Below are 21,047 nucleotides of genomic sequence, written 5' to 3' on the forward strand. Positions count from 1 at the left end.
AACGAAAGCGTTATGACTGGCTTCGGAAGATTCATGAAACACGTCGCTCTCAGCCTCGGCGCCTTGTTGATCTTGACGCCGATGCTGTGGCTGTTCGTCTCCTCGCTGAAGACGACGCCGGAAATCATCGCGCGGCCGCCGGTGTGGCTGCCCGGCGTTCCGCAATGGCACAACTACCTGCGCGTGTTTGCGGAGATTCCGATGCTGAGCTACTATGTCAACAGCCTGCTGGTTGCCGGCAGCGTCAGCCTCATCGTCCTGCTCACCAGCTCGCTAGCCGGCTATGCCCTGGGCAAATTCAAGTTTCCCGGCAGAGACCTGATCTTCAAGGGCATCCTGGCAACGATGATGATTCCCTCGATTCTCTTCATCATTCCGATGTACTACCTCATGCTGCGTGTGCCGTTCGCCGGCGGCAATGACTTCGCGGGTTTGGGCGGCTCGGGATTTTTGCATTCACACCTGTCGCTCATTTTTCCTTTTGTCGTGAGCGCCTGGGGAATTTTTCTGCTGCGGCAATTTTTCATGAGCGTGCCTGACGATCTCCTGTCCGCGGCACGCATCGACGGCTGTTCGGAATTTCGCATCTACTGGCAAGTCGCGTTGCCGCATGCCAAACCGGCTCTGGCCACGCTGGCTATTTTCACTTTTGTCGGCCAGTGGAATAGTTTTCTTTGGCCGCTGGTCATCACCACTTCCGCGCCCGAGTTGACCACGGTGCCGGTCGGCTTGCAAATGCTGCAAGTCGCCTTCAATCCTTCGATCAATTTGCATTTGATCTTTGCGGGCATCGTGCTGGGCACTGTTCCGGCCGTGATTCTCTTTCTGTTGTTGCAGCGCTATTACGTCCAAGGCATTACCTTGACGGGGTTGAAAGAATAGCATTCTCTATCGCCGCGGCCTCTTGTGGCCCGTTACTGAAATCAAAAAAGCGTAATTGCAGCAGCGCCCCGCACGGAAGCAAGCAGACCCAACGATGAACCGAAAAACTCGACAGACGCTCACGGCTTACTCTTTTCTCTCGCCGGCGCTGATCTTCTACGCCATGGTTCTGATTTTTCCCATCGGCTTTTCCGCGTATCTCGCCTTTCATCGCTGGAATATGTTGACCCCGCCGGGTTCCGCGCTGGCCGTGGGCCTGAGCCATTTCACCTACCTGCTCACGCTCGATGATCTCTTTCGCGCAGCGTTGCGCAACACCGTGATCTTTGCGCTGGGAACGGTGGCGCTCGGCATGCTGCTCGCTCTGCTGGTGGCGCTGGCGATCAACCGCATGAAATCGGCGCCGCTCTGGCGTTTCCTCTTCTTTGTTCCCATGGTCATCACGCCGGTGGCCATCGGCATCGTCTGGAAATATCTCTATGAGCCGGCCTACGGCCTGATCAACAGCGGACTGCGACTACTGCATTTGCCGGCGCAATCGTGGCTGAGTAGCGCGGAACAAGCTCTGCCCGCGATCATGCTCGTCGCCATTTGGGCCAACCTGGGCGGCATGATCATCGTGTTCGAAGCCGGTTTGAAGAACATCCCGGCGATGTATTTCGACCAGGCCCGCATCGATGGCGCGAATCACTGGCAGCAATTTCGCCACGTCACCCTGCCGTTGCTCAAGCCCACCATCGCGTTCCTGTCGATCACCGGCATGATTTCCGCGTGGCAGGTGTTCGATTTGGTTTTTGTGATGACGCGTGGGGCGACCATCGCGGGCGGCTCCGCCGGCTCGGCGCCGCTGGAGAGCACAATTGTTGTGGCGCTGCACATCTATCAAACCGCCTTCGAATATCTGCGCATGGGCCGCGCCTCGGCGATGGCGTTCATTCTCTTTTTTGTGATCCTGACGGTCACCTTGCTGCTTTTGCGGCTTTTGAGAAAAGGTGGAATTGAAGAAACATAAGACGCCGAGATCGCAGAGATGTAAATCCAAAAAGGCCTTTCTCCGCGTGCTCGGCGTCTCTGCGGCTCCGGTGATGACTTGGTAACTTCGCGCAGCGAAGTGTTACGGGAGAGGTGAAATCAATGCGCATTCGTCCGCATGCAGTTCCAACCTGGTGCTGCATTGTTCTGCTCATCAGTTCCTGCCTTGTTGGGCAAGAAAAGGCTTTCACGTACGACCGCGGCGGCATCATTCGCGGTGATCGCACGCAAAAAGAGTTGGCGCTTGTTTTCACCGGCGACAGTTTTGCCGACGGCGGCGAACATATTCGCCAAACATTGGCGCGGCATCACGTCAAAGGCTCTTTCTTTTTGACCGGCAATTTCTACCGCAATCCTGCTTTCCAGCAACTCGTCAAGGATTTGGTGGCGGACGGGCACTATCTCGGCGCACATTCGGATGCGCATCTGCTTTATTGCCCCTGGGAAAATCGTGACAGCCTGCTGGTCACTCGAGCAGAGTTCGAAGCCGATCTCGCGGCAAACTATCGCGAGATGGAGAAATTCGGCATCACCAAAGCGCGCGCCAGATATTTTCTTCCACCTTATGAATGGTACAACGAAAAAGTCAGCACATGGGCAAATGAATGGGGAGTGACTTTGGTGAACTTCACTCCCGGTACGCGCTCAAATGCGGATTACACGTATCCGGAGATGGCAGCGCGCTACCTCTCCAGTGAAAAAATTATGGAGAGTATTTGGGCATACGAGAAGAAAGACTCTGCGGGCTTGAACGGCTTCATCTTGTTGATTCACATTGGCACGGACCCCCGGCGTCTCGACAAATTCTATCTGCGCCTGGACGAATTGCTGGCCGCGCTGCACAAGAAAGGCTACCGCTGCAAGCGCATTGATGAATTGCTCGGTTTGTAGTGGTGCCTTCAGGCGCTGCTGCGCGGCCAAACTTCCGGCCCCTGAAGAGGCGACTACAAACGCCAATTTCGCGAGAGGTCTTGAACGGAGATATGAATCATGAGCCCCTCATTTTCCATCCGCACCATGCAGGGTCACGACCTTCGCAGCATCGTTGCCCTGTGGAACAAATGCCTGCCGCGTGATCCCATCAATCTTGGGCGTTTCCTCAACACCTTCTTGGTTGAGGTGAATTATGATCCGGTCAGCGGCGAAGGCTGTTACGTGGCGGTCAAAGATGATCAGATCATCGGTTTCATTCGCGCCATTATCCGCCGCGTTCCCAACGACAGACTCGGCTTCGAAGAGCATGACGGCTGGATTTCCGTGCTTTTTGTGGACGCCGATCATCAACGCCGGGGCATCGGCACGGCGCTTCTGCACAAGGCAGAGCGCTTTCTCCAGCAGAACAAACGCCGCCGGGTTTGGGTGTGCGGCAATACCGGCTCGGCGCCGGGCTATGTTTTTCCCGGGGTGGATCAGCAGGCTTATGCGCCGGCGCTGGCGTTCTTCAAGCGGCACGGCTACGTTGCCGATCACGAACCGGTGTCGATGTCCGGATCGATCGTTGACTTCGATGAGGAGAAATATCGGCGGGAAGCTTATTCCGCCGGACAAGAGGTTGTGATTGAGGAATTGACGCCCGAAAGAGTGCCGCCATTTTTGGCATTCCTCTCCGAACATTTCAAAGGCGATTGGAATGCCGCGGCGCGATACAAACTCGGCACCGGCCGCCTCGCAGAGATTCTCATCGCAGTGCTGAACCAGGAGGTTGTCGGCTATTGCCAGTGGGAAGGCGAGCACTTCGGCCCGTTCGGTGTGCGGGAAGATATCCGTGGGATGAAGATTGGCGCCAAATTGTTTTGCGAAGCAGTGGTGCGAATCCGGCAAGCCGATGGTCGCACGGTCTGGTTCAATTGGGCCGACGAAGGCGCCGCGCGCTTTTACCGGCGCTTCGGACTCAGTGAAACGAGGAAATTTGCGATCCTGAAAAAGGACTTCTGAGTTTCCGCTATAATCGTAGGTTGTGTCGAAAAAAAAATCCCAACGGACGGATTAAGGCCTACGGATACTTCATGCCTTGGCCTTGATCTATTCGCTGGCGACAAAGAATTTTTGATTTTAGGAGATCACGGATGACAACAGAAAAAAAACTGCATCTCCTCGTCATTGGCGCGCATATTGGTGATGCCGAGGTTACGGCGGGCGGCGTGGTGTGCAAATACACGCGCGCCGGCCACCGCGCCACGTTTCTGCATTTGACGCCGGGAGAAAAAGGCAATCCCAAAATGAATCACCTGGAATACAAACAACAACGCCTTGCCGAGACCCGGCGCTCGGCAGAGAAAATGGGCGCGGAGGTAATGGTTTTCGATTATGCCGATGGCGAGCTGCCGGTCAATAATGAGGTGAAATTAAAAATCTGCGATGCAGTCCGCCAGCTCAAACCCGATATCGTCATTACGCATTGGCACGGCAGCTTTCATCGCGATCACCGCAATTGCCACGTCAATGCGATGGAAGGCGTGTTTTGGGCGGCGCTGCCGGGAATCGTGCGTGCGCTGCCGCCGCATTGCATCACCGCGCTGTATTACGCGGAGAATTGGGAAGACCCATACGACTATCAGCCCGATTTGTGGATCGACATCAGCGAGGTATACGATCAATGGATGGCGGCCCTGCGCGAGCATGCCCTCTTCCGCGGCGAAGTCGCCAGTTTCGACTATCTTCAATACTACAGCGGCCTGACGGCCATGCGCGGCGCCGAGGTCGGATACAAGCGCGCGCAGACGTTCGCGCTGCCGCCGATCTCACGCAAACGCGGCTTGCCGTTCTTTCCGGTGGATGAGCCGGTACTGGTGTTCTGAGATCTATTGCCCGTGGGTGAGGCGCAGCCTGATGAGGGCTGGCAGAAACAGGTGAGTTTGCTCGCATTCCCTGCCGCCGTGCGCGCCGGACGAAATCATGCAGGCCGGCGGCCAATCAAGCAGGAGAGGAGGGCGAAGCGGCGGCGGGCCCAGGCCGCCGGCAAGCCCAAACACCACAAAACTGGATTGTGCTGGGCGAGCCTATCTGACTTTTTCCACGATGAGGAGAAATTTCGTTTTCGCCGTTGCGCCCATGAGTCGAAAGATCGGGCTGACATATGGCACGATGGCCTGAACCTCTCCGGTCAGGCGATTCAAAAACTCTTCCAATTCTTCTCGAGCCTTCTCTTCTCGAACCTCAAGCCGATGGACCCGATATCTCATTTTCGTTCTCCTGCAAACACAGCGCGAGACGCGATGCCTCAATCATTGCCATGATGCTGCCTTCAATCATTGCGTGCCACATTGCCTGCTGACAACTCCCGCGAAAAAGATGCTGTTCTGCCACCGCTTCCCTCCTGCTACAGCCGCGTGGCGCCTTCGATGCTCACTTGCACCGAATCTACGCCCGGTGCTCCCGGCGTGAGCGCACGGAAGGCGCTGGCAGATATCTCAGCCGGCCCGGAGAGGCCTTCCACCCGCCAAAGCTGCTGATAGGGCGGCGAATTGTCCACGCCCAACAGTGTGTTGCCCACGCGAAACTCCACGCGTTCGATGCCGTTGGGATGGCTGGCCTGCGCCTCGATCACCACCGTGCCGAGTCCGGGAATGAAAGCCTCGGGCAACGGGCTGACGATTTTGACCAACGGCCGCTCGACCGCAACCACCGTCACCGTCACCGAGGCTTCCGCTTCTTCCTCTTTGTCATCGCGGACCTTCACGGCGATGCGATAGGATCCCGCCGCGGCTGGTGCGGTCCAGCGTGTGTTGCCGCCGGAGGTGGCAGAGAGAATGCCGGCCGCAGCGCTCCAGCTTATGGCAAGCGGGCCGCCTTCCGGATCATGCGCTTCGACTTTGATCGTCGTGGTGTCCGCCGGAGCAAGCGATGGGCGCAGGGCCACAATCCGATCGATCACGGGCGGTTGATTGCTGTCGATCAGCTTGCCCAGCTCTTCACATCCCGGGAAAGCGCCGAGCGCCAGCCAAACCAGTGCTCCGGCTTTCAGCAGAGAGAGGATTCTCGTCTTCATATCATCTCACTCGGCCAGCGCCGCCTGCAAAATTTCCTTGTTCGAAGGGGAGCCGTATTCGATGAACACGGCGGCCTGTACGCGGCCCGCGTCACGCACGCCCGGCAGCGCAGCGGTGAACCGCACCGTTTTGATCTCGCCCGCCGCAATGCCGCTGATGGTTTGGGGAGAGAAGACTTTGCGAACGACCTGATGATGCCCGGCGGCAGCCAAATCTTCCCAGACCAAGGCGCTGAGCGCAAAGGGCCCGAAGGAACTGTTGCCGAGGCGGGCAACCGCGACGTCAATCGCGATGCCCGCGGCAGCGATCGTTTGCTCCGCTTCGATGGTAAAAAGGGCGACTTTGCCAAGCTGATTCTGCAGCGCCGTGCGATAACGCTGCGCGGCCGTGGCCGCGCTGGAGGCGCCCTGCAAGCGCATCGCTGCGCCGTTCAAGAAGACATCGGGCACGGCATAATCCGCGGCGGCGAGCGTGCGATAGCGGTCCGCACTCTCCGGCAGCGCGTAAGCGTCGCTGAACGTTGCGCTGGGCAGATGATGTTCCACCAGGATGACCTGAGCTGGCGAGAATGCCGGCCGCAGGCTGTCCAGCGCAGTCAGGGCAAAGGGACTGAAGGGTGTGGCATCATTGACAAAGGCTTCGAGCACCAACACGCGCGGCCGTTCGCTGGCGGGATTGCGCGGGTCAAGCGGATTGTCACGCTCGAGTTCGCCGCAAGCAACGAGCAGGAAGAGAAGTCCCCACGGCCGGAAGCGCGAGCTTTGCACGATGATCTTCCTCTTCTCTCTAAAAGTGAAAGGCAACGGCGAGACGGATGGTGGCGTTGCCGGCCAGCAAAGCAAGCCGGGGTGTGTGCTGCTCCTCTGCCGCTGGCGCCGCCGCGAAAATGCGGTTGTGGTCCGCATGGTTCTTCAACCAGAAATGCACACTCGCCAGCGCCAGCGCGCCCGTGACCACTGCTGTGGCGTTGCGGGCTTTGCGATAATCGCCGGCGCGGTTGTAATGCTTTTCCAAATCAGCCAGCGTCGTGGCAGCCTGGTATTTCTGATAAGCCGCGCGCGAAATGCCGTGAGTGACGCCCGTGGCAGCCGCAGTCAGGCCGGCAGCCAGCGCCAACCACGCGGCGGGATAACGCTTCAGCCGCACGCTCTCGCGGTATTGTCCTGCGCCGGTCAAATTGTGCAAAATGTTGGAGGCGAGCAAACGCACCATCTCCGCGCTGGCACGACGATCGCTGCCCACGACCTTCTCTCCGCGCACCTGGCCGGTAGCAACTTTGAGAATGTGGCAATCAATGCGCAAGCGCGCACCGGCCATACTGATCTCGCCGGTCAACAGATATTGTGCGCCCGCCAGTTGTCCCACTGCCTGCGCGGTTGGTTGATCAATGACGCCGGTTTGGCCCAAAGCCTGTTCTTGCAGGATCATTTCCAGTTTTTGGCGTTCCACCACCAGGAGGCCGGAGCCGGGACGCGAGAGCTCGGTCTGCAACATCTCCGGTACATTCTTTTCCAATAGGTCGAGATTGAACAAGCCGCTGTTGTTCTGGAAATCCAAAACGGCGACGGTGAGAACAGTGGAATCTGCAGGGGCAGGGGCCGGCGCGCGCGTGCCGGCCGGTGGATTTTGGGCGAAGGCAAAGCGAAATGCCAGGCAGAGGGCAGCGACAAGGATGAGACTCGACTCGTGCAGCGGACGCATGATTCAGGCAGCAACAGCGAGAGTGAGCGATGATGCACGACCTGTGCGGAGTTTTACTTCCAGCGACGCACAAAAACCGACGGAAGGTGAACAAATTTGCGGCGCAATGCAAGCGAATTTCTTGCCCTGCTGCCGGCCTGAGCGCCGGTCGCTTCAATGCATCTTGCGGCCATAGTCCAATTGATGATCGGTGGTGATGAGCGGAAAACTCGGCACCACCACCGGGAAGGGCACGCCTCTTTGCGTCACCACCATGTCAATGCGGGTCGCCGGCGTCTTTTCGAGGGCGTCCGTGTTGATCTCGATGAGGGCGTGGTACTTGCGCTGCAACTGATCAACGTAGGGATTGAGATCGGTCGCGATGACTTTCATGAAATCCTGCTTGAACGCCTCCTGCCTGCCGTGCGCCTTGAGATATTCATTCTGTTGATACAAGAACAGGAGATTGTCCTCCCACATGCCGGTGTAGCGCTGCACTTCGGGAACGCGATCGTAGCCTTTTTTGTAGGCTTCCTGGGTGAGATAGCGGTCGCGCACCATGTCCACGATGGCCAGGCGCAACTGTTCGGCGAACTCGCCGGCCGCAAACGAGGTTTTGCGAAACACGAGCGGGTGCAGCTTGACTTCCCGCTCGAAGTCGCGCACGGTCCAGAGCTGGCCGTCGATTTGAAAGAGCGGCTCAGCGAGCAGGGCATCGAGCTTGGCGCTCATTTGCTGCAGCAGCTCGCTGTTCTCCGGCGCGCCCCACAGTTGTTGCTGCAACGCCGCGCTTTTTGCCGCGTTGGATTTCAAATAGTACGGCGCGACAATGCCGACCAATCGCCGAAATGTCTGCGGCGCGAAATCCAGCCGCTTGCCGCGCATGACCCGCGCGATCAATTGATCATAACGCGCCTCGGCCTTTTGCTCCTTGAGCCGCTCCGACACTTGCTGCCATTGGCGCTGCTGCTGGGTATCGGTGAGCGGCAGCGTTTCGGTCCAGCCGAGCACTTTCATGAGCACATAAGCGCCGTCGCCTGCGGCGATCGGGCCGATCACCTCGCTTTGCGCGCGCGTTTTGGCATAGAGCGCCGCATGTATCGCCGGGTGTTCCGGCGAGTTCCATTCCACCTCGCGTTGCGGTATGCTTTCCAAAGCGCCGGTTCCGAGATGCACTTCTTCAAATGCCCTGCCCTGCTCCTGCACCTGTTGGCGAACTTGCCTGGCGAGGCTGCTGTCCTTGAGAGTGAAGTGAGCGATGCGGTATTTTCTGCCGGCGGCCTCGTAAGCCGCCTTCACTTCCGCAGTGTCGAGTTGGACCGGTTGGTACGCTTCTTCATAGTATTGCCACTGCCGCATCGCCTGTTCTTTGCGGCCCTGCAGATAGAGTTGAAATTCCTCCGTGCGGGTCAGCGCATTCTGCTCGCCGGCTTCCAGCGCCAGGAGTTTTTCGGCAATCAGGGAATTGAGCGCGATTTTCCGGTGCAGATAGTCATCGCCGCGGCAATACGGCGGCCGCGGCGTGTATTCCATCCGGCGAATGAATTCATTGAGCGAAATCGTCCTCTCGCCGATGCGGGCGATCAACGTTTCAGCCGGCGGCGCTTTCGTCTCTTTCTTCCCACAATGCGGCAGCAACAGACTGAGGAACAGCAGGGCAAGGAACGATCGTCGCAACATGGCGGGTTGCCTCGAATCCGATGTGAAGCTGATTTCCAAAGGTCTCCCCGTGGCCTAAGGCAGCACGAGCAATTTGCGTGACAGGCTGTGTGTCTCCGCCTGCAAAGCATAGACATAGAGGCCGGCGGGCACGGCGTTGCCGCTGCGATCACGGCCATTCCACACCACCGTGTGCCGGCCGGCGCGCAACAACCCGCGGCTGAGCGTGCTCACCTCCTGGCCGCTGAGATTGTAGATGTTCAGACTCACTTGCGCATCCGCGGGCAGCGAGAACGCGATGGTGGTTGCTGTTCCGCCGGCGGCAACGCCGGCTTGATTGCCGGCAAATCGCAACGGATTGGGATAGTTTTGCAGCAAGTGCAAATCCTCAATGAGGGCGCCGCCCGGCGCCTCTTGCACCGCTGCAGGCGTTTTCAACACAAATTCCATTTGATTGATATTGAAACCGGCCCGCACAAAGAACAGCGTCAACACCTGCTCCCCCGCCGGCAGCGAGACATTCGGCACGCGCAGTGTCGCCCAATCGTACCAGCCGGACGTGCGCGGCACCGCGGTGGCGGGAACAAGCTCCTGGCCGTTACGCAGCAGCTTGAGCAGGCCGCCGCCGTTCGGGCCGGCGATACGAAGATTCACCTCGTAAATGCCGGCTTGCTGCACCGTGACGGAGTACTTCACCCACTCCCCGTCGGCAATCCAGCCAATGCCGTAGGTCGCGCCCTGGGCGTCTTTGCTGGCTTCGAGATCGACGCCGTCGTTGCGGAATTCCCTGCCGCTGTTCCAGGGTTGATCAACATCCCAGCGCGTCTTTTTGAAGTCTTGATCCTGATAAGCCAGGCCGGCGTTGCCAAAATCAAACTCGGCGCAGGAAATCTTGCCGGGCAGGCGGTGGGAGGCGTAGGGCTTGAGGCGGCTGTTGAACTCGCGATCAAAAAGCGCCCGCAAAACATCCGGCCGGGGCACGCAATTCTCCAGCGCCAAATTCGCGGCCATGCCGAACAGCGCCGCGCGCGCCAAATCCAGGCTGGGCTTTCCCGCCCTGCCGTTCCAGTAATCGAGCACGGTTTGATAACCCGGAGCAAACGGAGCGGAGAGCGGACTGGTGGTGGTTTGAATTTTCTTGTGCGTCCACCAGCACCAGCCGACGTTGTTCTCCTCCAGCAGCTTGATGGTCTCATAAAACCACGGATTGGAATTCTCACCCGCTTCACCCATCCACAACGGCACATTCCAGTTGTCGCGCAAATTCAGATAGGATTGAATGGTCGGCCGCGTGGTTTCATTCCAGTATTTGTGAAAGCTGTAGGCCACGTTGCTGCCGTAGAACAGCGGCGGCGCGAGGTCGGTGAAATCCGTCGCAAAATTGCCGCCCTCGATAAAGAGCAGATGGTTGGCATCCACTTCGCGGATCGCCACCGCAATGCGGCGGTAGAGATTGCGCAAATCGAGGTTGGTGAAGCCCGAGGGCATCACCGGCTCGTTGAGCAAATCATAGCCGGCGACCCACGGCTCGTTGGCATAGCGCGCCGCGATTTGCCGCCAAATGGCCACGGTGCGATCCTGATTCGCCGGTTCGGTCCACAACCTGGCGGTGCCGTCGCTGTCGCTGATGTTGAGGGAATTCTGGCCGCCCGGCGCGCAGTGCAGGTCGAGAATCACGTAGAGGCCGGCGCGCTTGCACCAGGTGATGAGCGAATCGAGCACCTGAAAGCCTTCTTCCAAAAAGACGTCCGGCTGATCTTTGGGCGAAAGCAGTTGATAAGTGAAGGGCAAACGGATGCTGTTGCAGCCCCAGCTTGCAATCAGGCGGATATCCTGCTCGTTGACATAGTTGGCCTGATAGCGGCGGTAGAATTCGGCGGTATCAGCCGGCCCCAGCAATTGCTCGATAAGCGTGCGGATCGAAGTGGGCGAGCCGTAGCCGGGCACGTGCAGCATGTAACCTTCAGGCACGAGCCAGCCGCCCAAGCCCAGGCCGCGCAGCAGCAGCGGCTGGCCGGCGGGATCGACGATTTCCTTGCCGCGCGCCTGCACGAACTGGGCTTGGCACTCCACCGTGCCGAAGGCGAGCAGAAGGATGAGCAGGAAAAATTTTGTGCGCATATCAGAGCTTCCACAGAAAGTGTCACACCGCAGGCGCCAGCCCTCAGCTCGTAGATGCCGCTTCGACATGCTGTCTGCCGGCGGTCTGCATGCCAATGGTCTGCGCCAAATTTCGCACAAGCTGAAATCCAAAGCCCTGCGCGCAGCAACACGCTGTCAGGTTTGGAACACCACGAAGACTCAAATGCACCAACAAAAGCTTGATGAAATGACTTTTGGACTCTCGTGCCCTTGGTGATGATAGCAGCGGCGCAGGCGAGGGTAACCACTCAACCGGAAGACGTCACGGCAGCGGCTCGGGTTTGGGAATGAGGGCTCTGAGCAGGGGCTCGTGCCACTGGTTATTGGCAGCGTCGTACGCGCCGAATCCGGCGATGAATTCCCAGTAATGCCAGCTTATGCCGTTGGTTTCCGCCAGGCGCGCGACGAATGCCGTCCAGCGCGCGCGCGAGGACATATCGGCCTTGCTGTAAGCGCCAAATTCGCCGAGGTTCAACGGCCGCTTGTTGGCAGAGGCCCAGGCCGCTGCTTGCGCGAAATCGCGGGCAATCGGTTGTTGCTCGGCGGCCGTGCCCAGCCATTGCGTGCCGAGCCAGGCGTCACTGCCGGACACCCATTCCGCGCCCTGGTGGGTGAAGGCAAACGGATTGTAGTAATGCACGGAAACGATGAGGTACTCGTCTTGCTCCGGCAACAACAGACTGTTGAGCGAGCTTATGCTGTACCAGTTGGCCGGCCCCACCATGAGCGTGCGGGTGGGATTGGTTTTGCGGATGACGCCGATCGCCTCTTGCAGATATTCATTCCACAAGGCCGCGGAGAGATTGGCCATAGGCTCATTGAGCACTTCAAAAACCAGCGCCGGCGAGTGATCGCGATAATGCGTTGCCAGTTGTTCCCAAATCGCCAGAAAGCGCGCCTTCTCCGCCGCCGGATTCTGCATCAGCTCTTCGAAGTGATGAATATTGAGCACCACCGGCAGGTCGTTGGCGAGCGCCTGGCTCACCGCCCAGTCCACCCGCCGCAGAAAGCTGGCCTCGATGGTGTAGGGCGCGGCACTGGCGGTATGCGCCGACCAGCGCACCGGCAGCCGAATGGAATTGAAGCCCGCGCTTTTGATCCAATCGAAATACTCGCTGCGCAGCGTCACGCCCCATTCGCCTTCATTCGGCGCCTCCAGGGCATTGCCGAGATTCATGCCCCGGCCCAAACGCGTGTTCAGGGTGAAGGCATCGGGAAACGGCTCTTTCTCTGGGGCAGTGGGATTGCTGGAATCTTTTGAACAACCGGCGACCATAAGCAGCAAGGCGAGACTGCACAGCAGTGCGGGAAATCTCATTCGTCAAGGCCTCATCAGTCCAGTCGGCGATACACCCGCACATAATCCACCATCATGGTTTGCGGGAAAATCGTAGTGGTATCGGGATTGCCGGGCCAGTTGCCGCCCACCGCCACATTCAAGAGCAGGTGAAAGCGCTGGTCGAAGGGCGCGGGGTAGGCCTGGCCCTGGGTGTGCCATTTGGTTTGCGTTTGATAGAGCTTGTCATCGACATACCAGCGGAATTCATTCGGCTCCCATTCCAGGCGAAAGGTGTGAAACTCCGCAGAGAAATCACCCTGCGCCAGCTTGAAAGAAGTTCCGGTGTGGACATTGGCCGGCCAGGCGCCGCCATAGTGCAGCGTGCCATAGACGGTTTTGGTGTCCTGGCCGAGCAACTCCATGATGTCGATCTCACCGCTGGCGGCCCAGCCGCCATAGACCCAGTCGGTGGGAAGCATCCAAATGGCCGGCCACATGCCCTGGCCGCGTGGCAGCTTGGCGCGAATATCGAAGCGGCCGTATTTCCAGTCGCCCTTGTTGCGCGTACGCATGCGCGCGGAAGTGTATTGCCGCGTGCCCTCCGGGCCGGTGTAGTTTTCCTGCAGCGCACGAATGACGAGCGTGCCGTCCCGCACGAAAGAATTCTCCGGCCGGGCGGTGTAGTATTGCAGCTCGTTGTTGCCGCCGCCCTGGGCATTGACTTCATGTTCCCATTTCGACAAGTCGATGCTTGCGCCGTCGAATTCATCCTGCCAAACAAGCTGCCAGCCCGCGACCTCCCAGGGCGCGGGCTTTTCGGAATCAGGATTGGCAGTCTGCTTGCCGCAGGAGAAAAGCCCGGCGGCCAGGCAGACGCAGGCGGCGAAACGCACGAAAGTTCTGAGGGCCATGGCGTGCTCAACGCGAAAAGTCAGAAGCTGCAAGTGTATCAAAACTTCACGCCGAAGGAATATGAGTGGGTGTTGCCCAGGATGTCGGCCTCGCGAAAGGCGTAATCAACTTTGACCGCGAGGTTGTGCATCATGCGCAGTTCCACGCCGCCGCCCAGCGTCAGACCGAAGATGGATTCGTCCATGAACAGGGCCTTGTAGCCGCCGCGCAGGTAAAACGTGCCGGTGGAGGGCAGACGATACTGATATTCCGCGCCGAGGTTGACGGACTCGCTGTTGTTGTTGGGATGCAGCGCGTCGGCGGCAAGCGTCACCCGCGCCCGTTCACCGACCACCGGCTGCAGCGACATGCCCAGCCGGAAGATCAAGGGCAGTTCCCATTGCTCCACGCGAAACTGGCCGGGCGTGTCACGGTAATTGCCGTCTTCGTCGGGTAAAATGTCGATGGGGTTGAGCAGATCCGTGCCGCCGTAGCGCATGCGCGAGCCGTAATTCGAAATGCTCATGCCGATGCTCAAGCCGTTCTCGCGCTCGCCGGTGACCGAGAAGAAATGCGTGTTGAGCATCACGCCCATATCCACGGCCATGGCACTGGCGTTGCTATGCCAGATTTGCGAGGAGATGTATTTGGCGCTGGCGCCGAATGAGAACCAGTGGGTCAGCCGGCGCGAATACGCCAGCGCCAGCGCGAAGTCGTTGGCGGTGTACAGCTCGCCGGTGCCCTCCTGCTGACGCAAATTGGTGACTTCCTCATCGCCGTAATTCACGTGAAAGAAGCCGACGGAGAGCGTGCCAAACTCGGGCAGTACCAGGCCCACGCCGGCAAAGGTGCTGGCAATGTCCGCGATCCACGGCTGCCGCAAGAACTGGGCTTCACTCTGCTCCATGAAGCCGAGGCCGGCCGGATTCCAATAGATCGCCGAAAGGTCTCGTGCGACACTCACGGCCGCATCACCCATGGCATTGCCGGCACTGGCGTAACCAAGCTCGAGAAAACTGGCGGCGGTCGTGCCGACACGATAAGGCCGCTGGGCCAACGCCGCCTCCGCCGCCAAGCCGAGCATGAGCATGGCCGCGAGTAAGCAGGAATTCAATCGTTTTCTATCTCCCATGAGAAGCCTCTTGCAGGGTCGAAAGTTGGTGAATGACTCATGCCGTGGTCACTTGATTACCGCGAATTTGCCGATCTTCTCATCGCCGGTGGCATCCGCCTTGACGTGGTAGAGGTACATGCCCGCGGCAATGTCCAGCCCTTCGCGCGATTTCAAATCCCAATGCACCGCGCCGTTGTCCGCCGAATTCTGCACGCGGATCTCATTCACCAGAATGCCGCTGATGGTGAAGATCTTGATCGTGCATTGCGCCGGCAGATGAGTAAAAAGCAGGCGCCGGCGCTGATTCAAATACTCGTTTGCCACCGCCGGCTCCATTTCATTGGTCATGACGTAAGGATTGGGTACGACGCGAATGTCGTCCATCGTGCTGCGCACCGCGGCGCGATCCAGCGTTTCCGCTTCCTTGACCCGGAACAGCAGGGAATCCGTGGTGGCGAACGGCCGTTTGAACGTGACCCGGTACACATCGTCGGGCCGCGGCAATTGTGAAACGTCGGTCAAAGAGGGGAAATCCATGATGAACGCCGTGCCCACCCAGCGGCCGGTCGCAGTGACGGGACCGGCCAGAATGCGGTCGAGCAGAATGTCGAACTGGCCGTTGCTGTTGCGATCCTGCACCACCAAGTCCATCAGCTCGTAATTGCCGGCGGCATCTTTGAAGGACTTGTTGAGCACGTAGAAGCTGAACGGTTGGTCGAGCAGCAACGCGTTGCGGTCGATGCGCACGTGATTCTCGTCGCGCATGGTGCGCGAGGCCGCGCGCGTCCGGTAGGCCTCCGGGTTGCTGGTGAAAACGATCTCATAGTCCCACGCCAACAGACTGGACTCGATGGAGGTGGGCACAATACGAACGCTGGAAGTGCCCTTGAGCCAGCCCGAGTTGAGCGGGTCGAAACTGGCGATTTCCACCGGCTGCTGCAGCGTCAGCCGCATGCCATCGAAAACGTCGGTGGTCAAAGCGCCGAGCGTGTTGAAATGCCAGTAGGCGCTGGAGTCATCATACACCAGGTTTTCAAAGGCGAATTGCTGCGGCGTCTCCTGATAGACCAGCGCGTTGTTGGCAGTCACATCATAGATGAAGATGCCGTTGTTGGTGTAGGTGTAGGCATTGGGATAATCGGTCACGGTTTGCAGTGTGTCCACGCCGAACTTGACTTTGTAGGTGTGGCCGATTTTCAAATCCCCGGTCGCGAGGATTTCCGGAATAATGGGCGAAGAGCCGAAGGCGGTGTAATCCGCGAAGTCAGCAATGGCGGGCGGCACATAGCCGGCGGCCGGCGGCCGCGGCGTCACGATCTGCACGTTCTTGCCAAAAGCCCGCACCTCTTCACTCTCGTCCAGCTCGATGATCGTGGTGTTTTCCGAGGGGGCAATGCCGGGGCCGATGTTGGGCGCACCGTAATCATAAGCCACCAGCGCGTAGTAGTAGGTTCGGCCGTTTTGCACCGTGCGGTCGATGAAGAAGTGCGTGATGCCGGTGTCAAAACCGAGGTTGTAGCCGATGCCGTTGACCAGCCCGAAGTTGGTGAAGCCCAGCTTGCCGTTGATCAAATCGCATTGAAAAATGGGCTTCTTGAGAATGGGCGTGCCGAAGCCGTCGGTGATGACTTCCGAGTCCGAGAATTTCTTGTCGGTGGCGCGAAACAGCTTGTAGCCCTCGAAGTCATTGACGTTGGCCAGGAAGGGGTCACGCGTTTTGGTGTCGGCGGCGTTGTCCCAGGTCAGGATCACGTAGCCGTCGCCGGGCGTGGCCGTCAGCGTCGGCGAGAGCGGCGGCTGCGCGAAACGGTAATCCTTTTCGTAGATCACCTGCACGATGCGCTTCTGCTCGAACAAAGCCGGCGCAGTGTGCGTGTCGGAATTCAAGCCGTTGAGCGGATCATAGGAATGCAGCTCGGACATCGAGATGCGCTCGGTGCGGCCCTTGTAGAGCGGAAAGGGGCCGGAAGCAAAGACTTCGATCAAATTGGAGATACTGCCGAAATAGCTCACCAGCGAATCCTGGCCGATCAATTCCCACATCGAACGATCGCCGCGGAACCAGCGAAACTCCGAGGAATGGCTGGGCACCGGAAACAGGCGGAACGCGGTGAGGCCGACCATGTCGGATTCGGTGACGTCGGTGACCGCGAAATTCGGCTCGCAACCCACGCCCTCCACGAAATCGGGCTTGTGATTGCACTCGCCCTCATCCGGGCCGGCGTAGTTCAGCTCGTTGGGGCCGACGCCGTCGAGTCCAACGTCGTCGCCGGAGAACTCGCTGAGTTGATAGATGCCGTCGCCGTTGCGGTCTTCGCCATCTTGCCAGTCTTGATCTTCATCGGCATCCCAATGCGGCTTCAGGTCTTCCAATTTCAGCTTGTAGGTGGTGAGGAACTTGTTCAAGTCGGTGATGCCGTCGGTCGGCCCGATGATTTGCAGGGCAACGTTGTCCCGCTTTTCATCGGTGAGGCCGTCATCGTCGTTATCGACGTTGTCATAGGCCAGGCCCGGACTTTCGAGGTAGGCGAAACCCATGGTACCGGTTATCAAGCCGCCGCGGCCGGTGCCGTCCACGTCCCACGAATAGGCCATGTCGATCAGCTTGTCGAAATAGCCGAGTTCGTCATCGCGTTCGCCGCCGATGGCATTATCCACCCAGTAGCCGAACGCGACTTCGGGCAGATCGTAGTCGGAAACATTGGCGATGGTGTATTCCCAGAAGATGGCATCGCGCGATTGCGGATTGTTCCACTGAAAGCCGCGTTGTTCCACGCGCAGACCCAGGCCGCCCCAGGGTTTGCCTTTTTGAATGGTGACGGCCGGATAATTGTCACCGATGATTCTCCCCGGCCGGGGATAGTATTTGACGCGATCCTCCGGGCCCAGGTATTCCTGGTCTTGCGCGTCATTGGCCACGAAGTAGGTCTCCAAATCCGCATAGATCACGCCGCGGCCGAAACGGCCATTCCACTCGCCCGGCCATTTTTTGCTGTAGCCGGTGGCGGGCCAGCCGTTGCGCGGCCAGGAATCGGCGCGGTTGCTCATCGCGGGATATTCATTCAGCTCGTTGAAGTATCCGAACACGGGATAGAGGCCCCACTCGATGGTGCCGGTGGGATCGCGGTCCATCTCCTCGCGATAGCTGGTTTGCAGGAAGTAGAGCGTGTCCAAGTCGCGCCGGATGCTGATTTCAATGGGATCGGTGACGGGAATGGTATCGTTTTTGATGTACACGCGCGCACCGATGAGCAGGGCCACGCCGTCGAGCATCTTGACGCCGTTGGCATTGTTGGGCCAGCGCGAGACATCCGGCCGGGGCCAGTCGGAAAGCTCGGTGGTGTTGCGGAAGTAGAGGAAAACGCGATTCCCGGTCATGAAGCCTTCGCGCTCCGCAGCAATGTCGCCGGGCGGGTCTTCCGGGCCTTCATAAGGCCGGCCCTGCGCCCACAAGGAAGCGGCCCAAAGCACCGGCAGCAGCAGCAGCACCAGCCATGATCCAGTTGTTCTTTTCATATCTTGCCTTGCCTTCTGACGTTAGAATGAGAGTCCCATTCCGAGCTTCACGTAGCGCGGCGCCGAGTACATCGAGGGGTTTTGCACGCGATCAATATATTCGTTGAAATCACTGCGGTGGCTGGCCAAATCCGAGGGCATGATGATCGCGGTGTAGGCGCGGCCGGTCTGGGGGTTGACACTCACTTCATTGAGCCGGTCCAACAGATTGAACACGGACAGCGTGAACCGCACGCTGAAGCCGCCGGTCAGTTGCACATTGTAGTAGCCGGTGAGATCGACATTGTACTGGGCCGGTTGCTTGGCATTGTTGGGATAGAGATTGATGAGCGCGAGCCGGTTGTCCGCCAGCGGCGCCAGCGAGTAGGGCGTGCCGGAATTGTAGTAGCCGGTGATGGTCGCGCCATACTTCGCGGCGTTATAGCCCACGCTGGCATTGAGGGTGTGGCGCTGATCCCAGCTCATCGGGATGAGCGTCGGGATCGGATCGCGGCTGTCACCCGCGCGATCGAAGGTGAAACGCGGATTGTCGGCGTTGCCGCGGGTGAATTGCAGCGTGTAATTGACATTGGTGAAGACCTTGCCGGAGACGAAGTCATACTTCACTTCCAGGCCGCGGGCATTGCCGTAGTCCTTGTTCGAATACAGGCCGTACTCGATCTGGTTGAAGGTGCTGATGATGCGCGCGCTCAGCAGGTCGTAAATATCGCGATAGAACAGCGCCACGTCCACGCCCATGCCGGTGGCGAGCTGCTGCCACAGGCCGATTTCGTATTGCACCGTTTTCTCCGCCTTGACTTCAGCGTTGCCCATCGTGGTTTCATAATCGGTGGGCGCCACCTGGAAGGAGTGATTTTCATACAAGGCGTACATCGGCGGCATTTGGAAGAAATGGCCGTAGCTGAAGTGCAGCAGCGCCACGTCACTCAACTGATAAGACAAACCCAAGCGCGGGCTGATTTGCGTTTGCGCCTTGGCCTTGGGATACATCGACATCTTTTCCGGATTATCGGGGAAGCGCAGTTGGTTGGCGGGGTTGCGGCGCTGCGAGGGATAACCGGTGTTGGGATCGAAGTAGTCGTAGCGCAGGCCGAGGTTGATCACCATTTCGTCGAATTCCATCTTATCCTGCAGATAAGCTGAAAACTCGCGCGGCTTCACCCGGTAGATGTCGGAGTAGATGCTGGAATCCGGAAAGACCACGGGCTGGTAGAGATTGAACTCCTGATCGGTGCCGGCGTAAAGGTTGCGGATTTGCACATCACGGTTGTCGAGATCATGATGCGTGTACAACACGCCGCCTTTTAGGCTGTGATTCTTGTGCGCCTGCCAGGCCAGGTCAAACTTCGCGTTGAAGTCCTTCATCGTCCGGTCGACGTGGCCCTTTTGCTGGCCGCCGGTATAGAAGCCCGGGCCATCATTGTAAAAGAACCGGTCGTTGACGTAGCGCGAGTCAAATGGACTCTGGTAGACGTACCAGCCGTTGTAGTAGTCCACGTACTGCAGCTTCACCTCATAGAAAGCGCTGCGGGAAAAGAGATGGTTGAACTGCAGCGAGTACATGTGGGTGCGGCGGTAGGCGGTGGCCATGCCGTCGGGATTGTACTTGAAGCCATGATCGTAATTGTGCCACTCGTCGTCATTGTAGGTGTACAGCAGCGACGTTTTGAACGAACGAAACAGATTCGAGGTCAGCTTGCCGGTGAACGAAATGTTCTTCGCGCCGTTCATCGAAACATAGGAACTGTCGCCGGTGTGCTCGGAGATCCAATCCGAGCGGCTGTCCGCCTGGAAATTGCTGAAATCCGAAACCTGGAAACGGCGGAGGCCGTTGAGATGGTTGCCGTAATTTTGGTAGCGATAGTTCGAGAAGAAAGTCAGTTTCCGGCTCAGCAGGGGCACCGGTCCGCTGAGCTGGAATTTGTAGTCCTGATTGCGATCGAATTCATCATCGCGCAGGCCGATGAAGATGTCTTTGTGGGGCGTATAGTAGTTGCCCAGGTCGGCGGAAATCGCGCCGTGATAGCTCTCACTGCCCTCTTTGGTCACCGCATTGACGACGCCGCTCATCGCGCGGCCGTATTCGGCATTGAAGGTGCCGGTGATGACTTCCAAATCCTGAATCGCTTCCGGCTCCAGATCCACGGTTTTGCCCTCGCCGCCAAAGCTTTCATCGACCTGCAAGCCGTCGATCAAGTAGGAAACCTCGGTGATGCGGCCGCCGCGAAAATGGCCGGCCACCACGCCCGGCTGCAAGCTGATCACCGCGGCCACGCTTTCCACCGGCAGGTTTTCGATTTGATCGGAGGACACGTTGCGAATCGAGCTGGTCTGGTCTTTCTTCACGGCCAGCCGCTCGGCAGTCACCACCACTTCTTCGCCGGAAGTCAACACCGTGGGCGTGAGCTTCACGTCGATGGTGGCGGTGCGATTGACGGACACGCGCACTTCGGTAACGCGCACCGGCTCGTAACCCATCATTTGCACCCGCACCACATAGGTGCCGGGCGACACATTGAGAATGAAAAAATCACCGTTGGCATCGGTGGCGGCGCCGCGCGTCGTGCCTTCCAACTGCACGCTCGCGCCGGGCAGACCACTGCCGGTTTCCTGATCCAGCACCTTGCCGGCAATTTTGCCGGTGGTTTGTGCCTGGACCATGCCGCTGGCGCAAAGCAGCAGCCCAGCGCCTGCGAGAAACAACCCGAGCTTTGTCTTGATCCCAGCCATGTCGCTGTCCCTCTTGGTTATTTGCTGCCATCACAAACACGATTGATTCCCAGCCTTGCCGCATTCGCTCGCGCGAAGTACCCGGCGCTGCCACCGAATCTTCGCAGCCTCGTCTCAACATGACACTTGCTGC

The 21,047-nt window shown here is 58.8% G+C and carries 16 protein-coding genes; 5 read left to right on the forward strand and 11 right to left on the reverse strand.

What is annotated here, in order from left to right; translation table 11 throughout:
- The first annotated feature begins 33 nt into the window (after positions 1-33).
- From L6R21_13710 to L6R21_13730, 5 genes are all read left to right on the forward strand, one after another.
- Complete coding sequence (locus tag L6R21_13710; GenBank protein ID MCK6560248.1) at positions 34-882, forward strand: carbohydrate ABC transporter permease; 849 nt, start codon at positions 34-36, stop codon at positions 880-882.
- Positions 883-976: 94 nt separating this feature from the next.
- Complete coding sequence (locus L6R21_13715) at positions 977-1,894, forward strand: sugar ABC transporter permease (GenBank protein MCK6560249.1); 918 nt, start codon at positions 977-979, stop codon at positions 1,892-1,894.
- Between the two features lie 122 nt (positions 1,895-2,016).
- Complete coding sequence (locus tag L6R21_13720; protein MCK6560250.1) at positions 2,017-2,805, forward strand: polysaccharide deacetylase family protein; 789 nt, start codon at positions 2,017-2,019, stop codon at positions 2,803-2,805.
- A gap of 99 nt (positions 2,806-2,904) precedes the next feature.
- Positions 2,905-3,849: a GNAT family N-acetyltransferase gene (locus tag L6R21_13725; GenBank protein ID MCK6560251.1), complete on the forward strand. Its 945-nt coding sequence runs from the start codon at positions 2,905-2,907 to the stop codon at positions 3,847-3,849.
- Between the two features lie 131 nt (positions 3,850-3,980).
- A complete protein-coding gene (locus L6R21_13730) occupies positions 3,981-4,712 on the forward strand; it encodes a PIG-L family deacetylase (protein ID MCK6560252.1) in 732 nt (243 codons plus the stop codon).
- Between the two features lie 201 nt (positions 4,713-4,913).
- Here L6R21_13730 and L6R21_13735 read toward each other — a convergent pair whose 3' ends face one another.
- The 11 genes from L6R21_13735 to L6R21_13785 all read right to left on the reverse strand — a co-directional run bounded on the left by L6R21_13735 (position 4,914) and on the right by L6R21_13785 (position 20,914).
- Positions 4,914-5,096, reverse strand: coding sequence for a hypothetical protein (locus tag L6R21_13735; protein ID MCK6560253.1), 183 nt, complete (start codon positions 5,094-5,096; stop codon positions 4,914-4,916).
- A 137-nt stretch (positions 5,097-5,233) separates the two neighbouring features.
- Positions 5,234-5,902 carry an Ig-like domain-containing protein gene (locus tag L6R21_13740; GenBank protein ID MCK6560254.1) on the reverse strand — a complete coding sequence of 223 codons (669 nt, stop codon included), beginning with the start codon at positions 5,900-5,902 and terminating at the stop codon, positions 5,234-5,236.
- Positions 5,903-5,908: 6 nt separating this feature from the next.
- On the reverse strand, positions 5,909-6,670 hold the full coding sequence (locus tag L6R21_13745; protein ID MCK6560255.1) for a hypothetical protein: 762 nt from the start codon (positions 6,668-6,670) through the stop codon (positions 5,909-5,911).
- A gap of 19 nt (positions 6,671-6,689) precedes the next feature.
- Entirely contained in the window at positions 6,690-7,604 is a 915-nt protein-coding gene (locus L6R21_13750) for a CsgG/HfaB family protein (protein ID MCK6560256.1), read from the reverse strand.
- Between the two features lie 153 nt (positions 7,605-7,757).
- The gene (locus tag L6R21_13755) at positions 7,758-9,263 is read right to left on the reverse strand and encodes a hypothetical protein (GenBank protein ID MCK6560257.1); all 1,506 of its coding nucleotides are present in this window, start codon (positions 9,261-9,263) and stop codon (positions 7,758-7,760) included.
- A gap of 54 nt (positions 9,264-9,317) precedes the next feature.
- Positions 9,318-11,363, reverse strand: a complete 2,046-nt coding sequence (locus L6R21_13760; protein MCK6560258.1) for a cellulase family glycosylhydrolase — start codon at positions 11,361-11,363, stop codon at positions 9,318-9,320.
- 283 nt (positions 11,364-11,646) lie between these two features.
- Complete coding sequence (locus L6R21_13765; GenBank protein ID MCK6560259.1) at positions 11,647-12,702, reverse strand: glycoside hydrolase family 5 protein; 1,056 nt, start codon at positions 12,700-12,702, stop codon at positions 11,647-11,649.
- A 14-nt stretch (positions 12,703-12,716) separates the two neighbouring features.
- On the reverse strand, positions 12,717-13,574 hold the full coding sequence (locus L6R21_13770; GenBank protein MCK6560260.1) for a glycoside hydrolase family 16 protein: 858 nt from the start codon (positions 13,572-13,574) through the stop codon (positions 12,717-12,719).
- A gap of 38 nt (positions 13,575-13,612) precedes the next feature.
- The gene (locus tag L6R21_13775) at positions 13,613-14,686 is read right to left on the reverse strand and encodes a PorV/PorQ family protein (protein ID MCK6560261.1); all 1,074 of its coding nucleotides are present in this window, start codon (positions 14,684-14,686) and stop codon (positions 13,613-13,615) included.
- Between the two features lie 48 nt (positions 14,687-14,734).
- Entirely contained in the window at positions 14,735-18,184 is a 3,450-nt protein-coding gene (locus L6R21_13780; protein MCK6560262.1) for a hypothetical protein, read from the reverse strand.
- Between the two features lie 21 nt (positions 18,185-18,205).
- Positions 18,206-20,914, reverse strand: a complete 2,709-nt coding sequence (locus tag L6R21_13785) for a TonB-dependent receptor (protein ID MCK6560263.1) — start codon at positions 20,912-20,914, stop codon at positions 18,206-18,208.
- Positions 20,915-21,047: the final 133 nt, after the last annotated feature.

The sequence above is a fragment of the bacterium genome (genome assembly GCA_023150945.1).
Taxonomy (GTDB): Bacteria; Zhuqueibacterota; Zhuqueibacteria; order Zhuqueibacterales; family Zhuqueibacteraceae; genus Coneutiohabitans.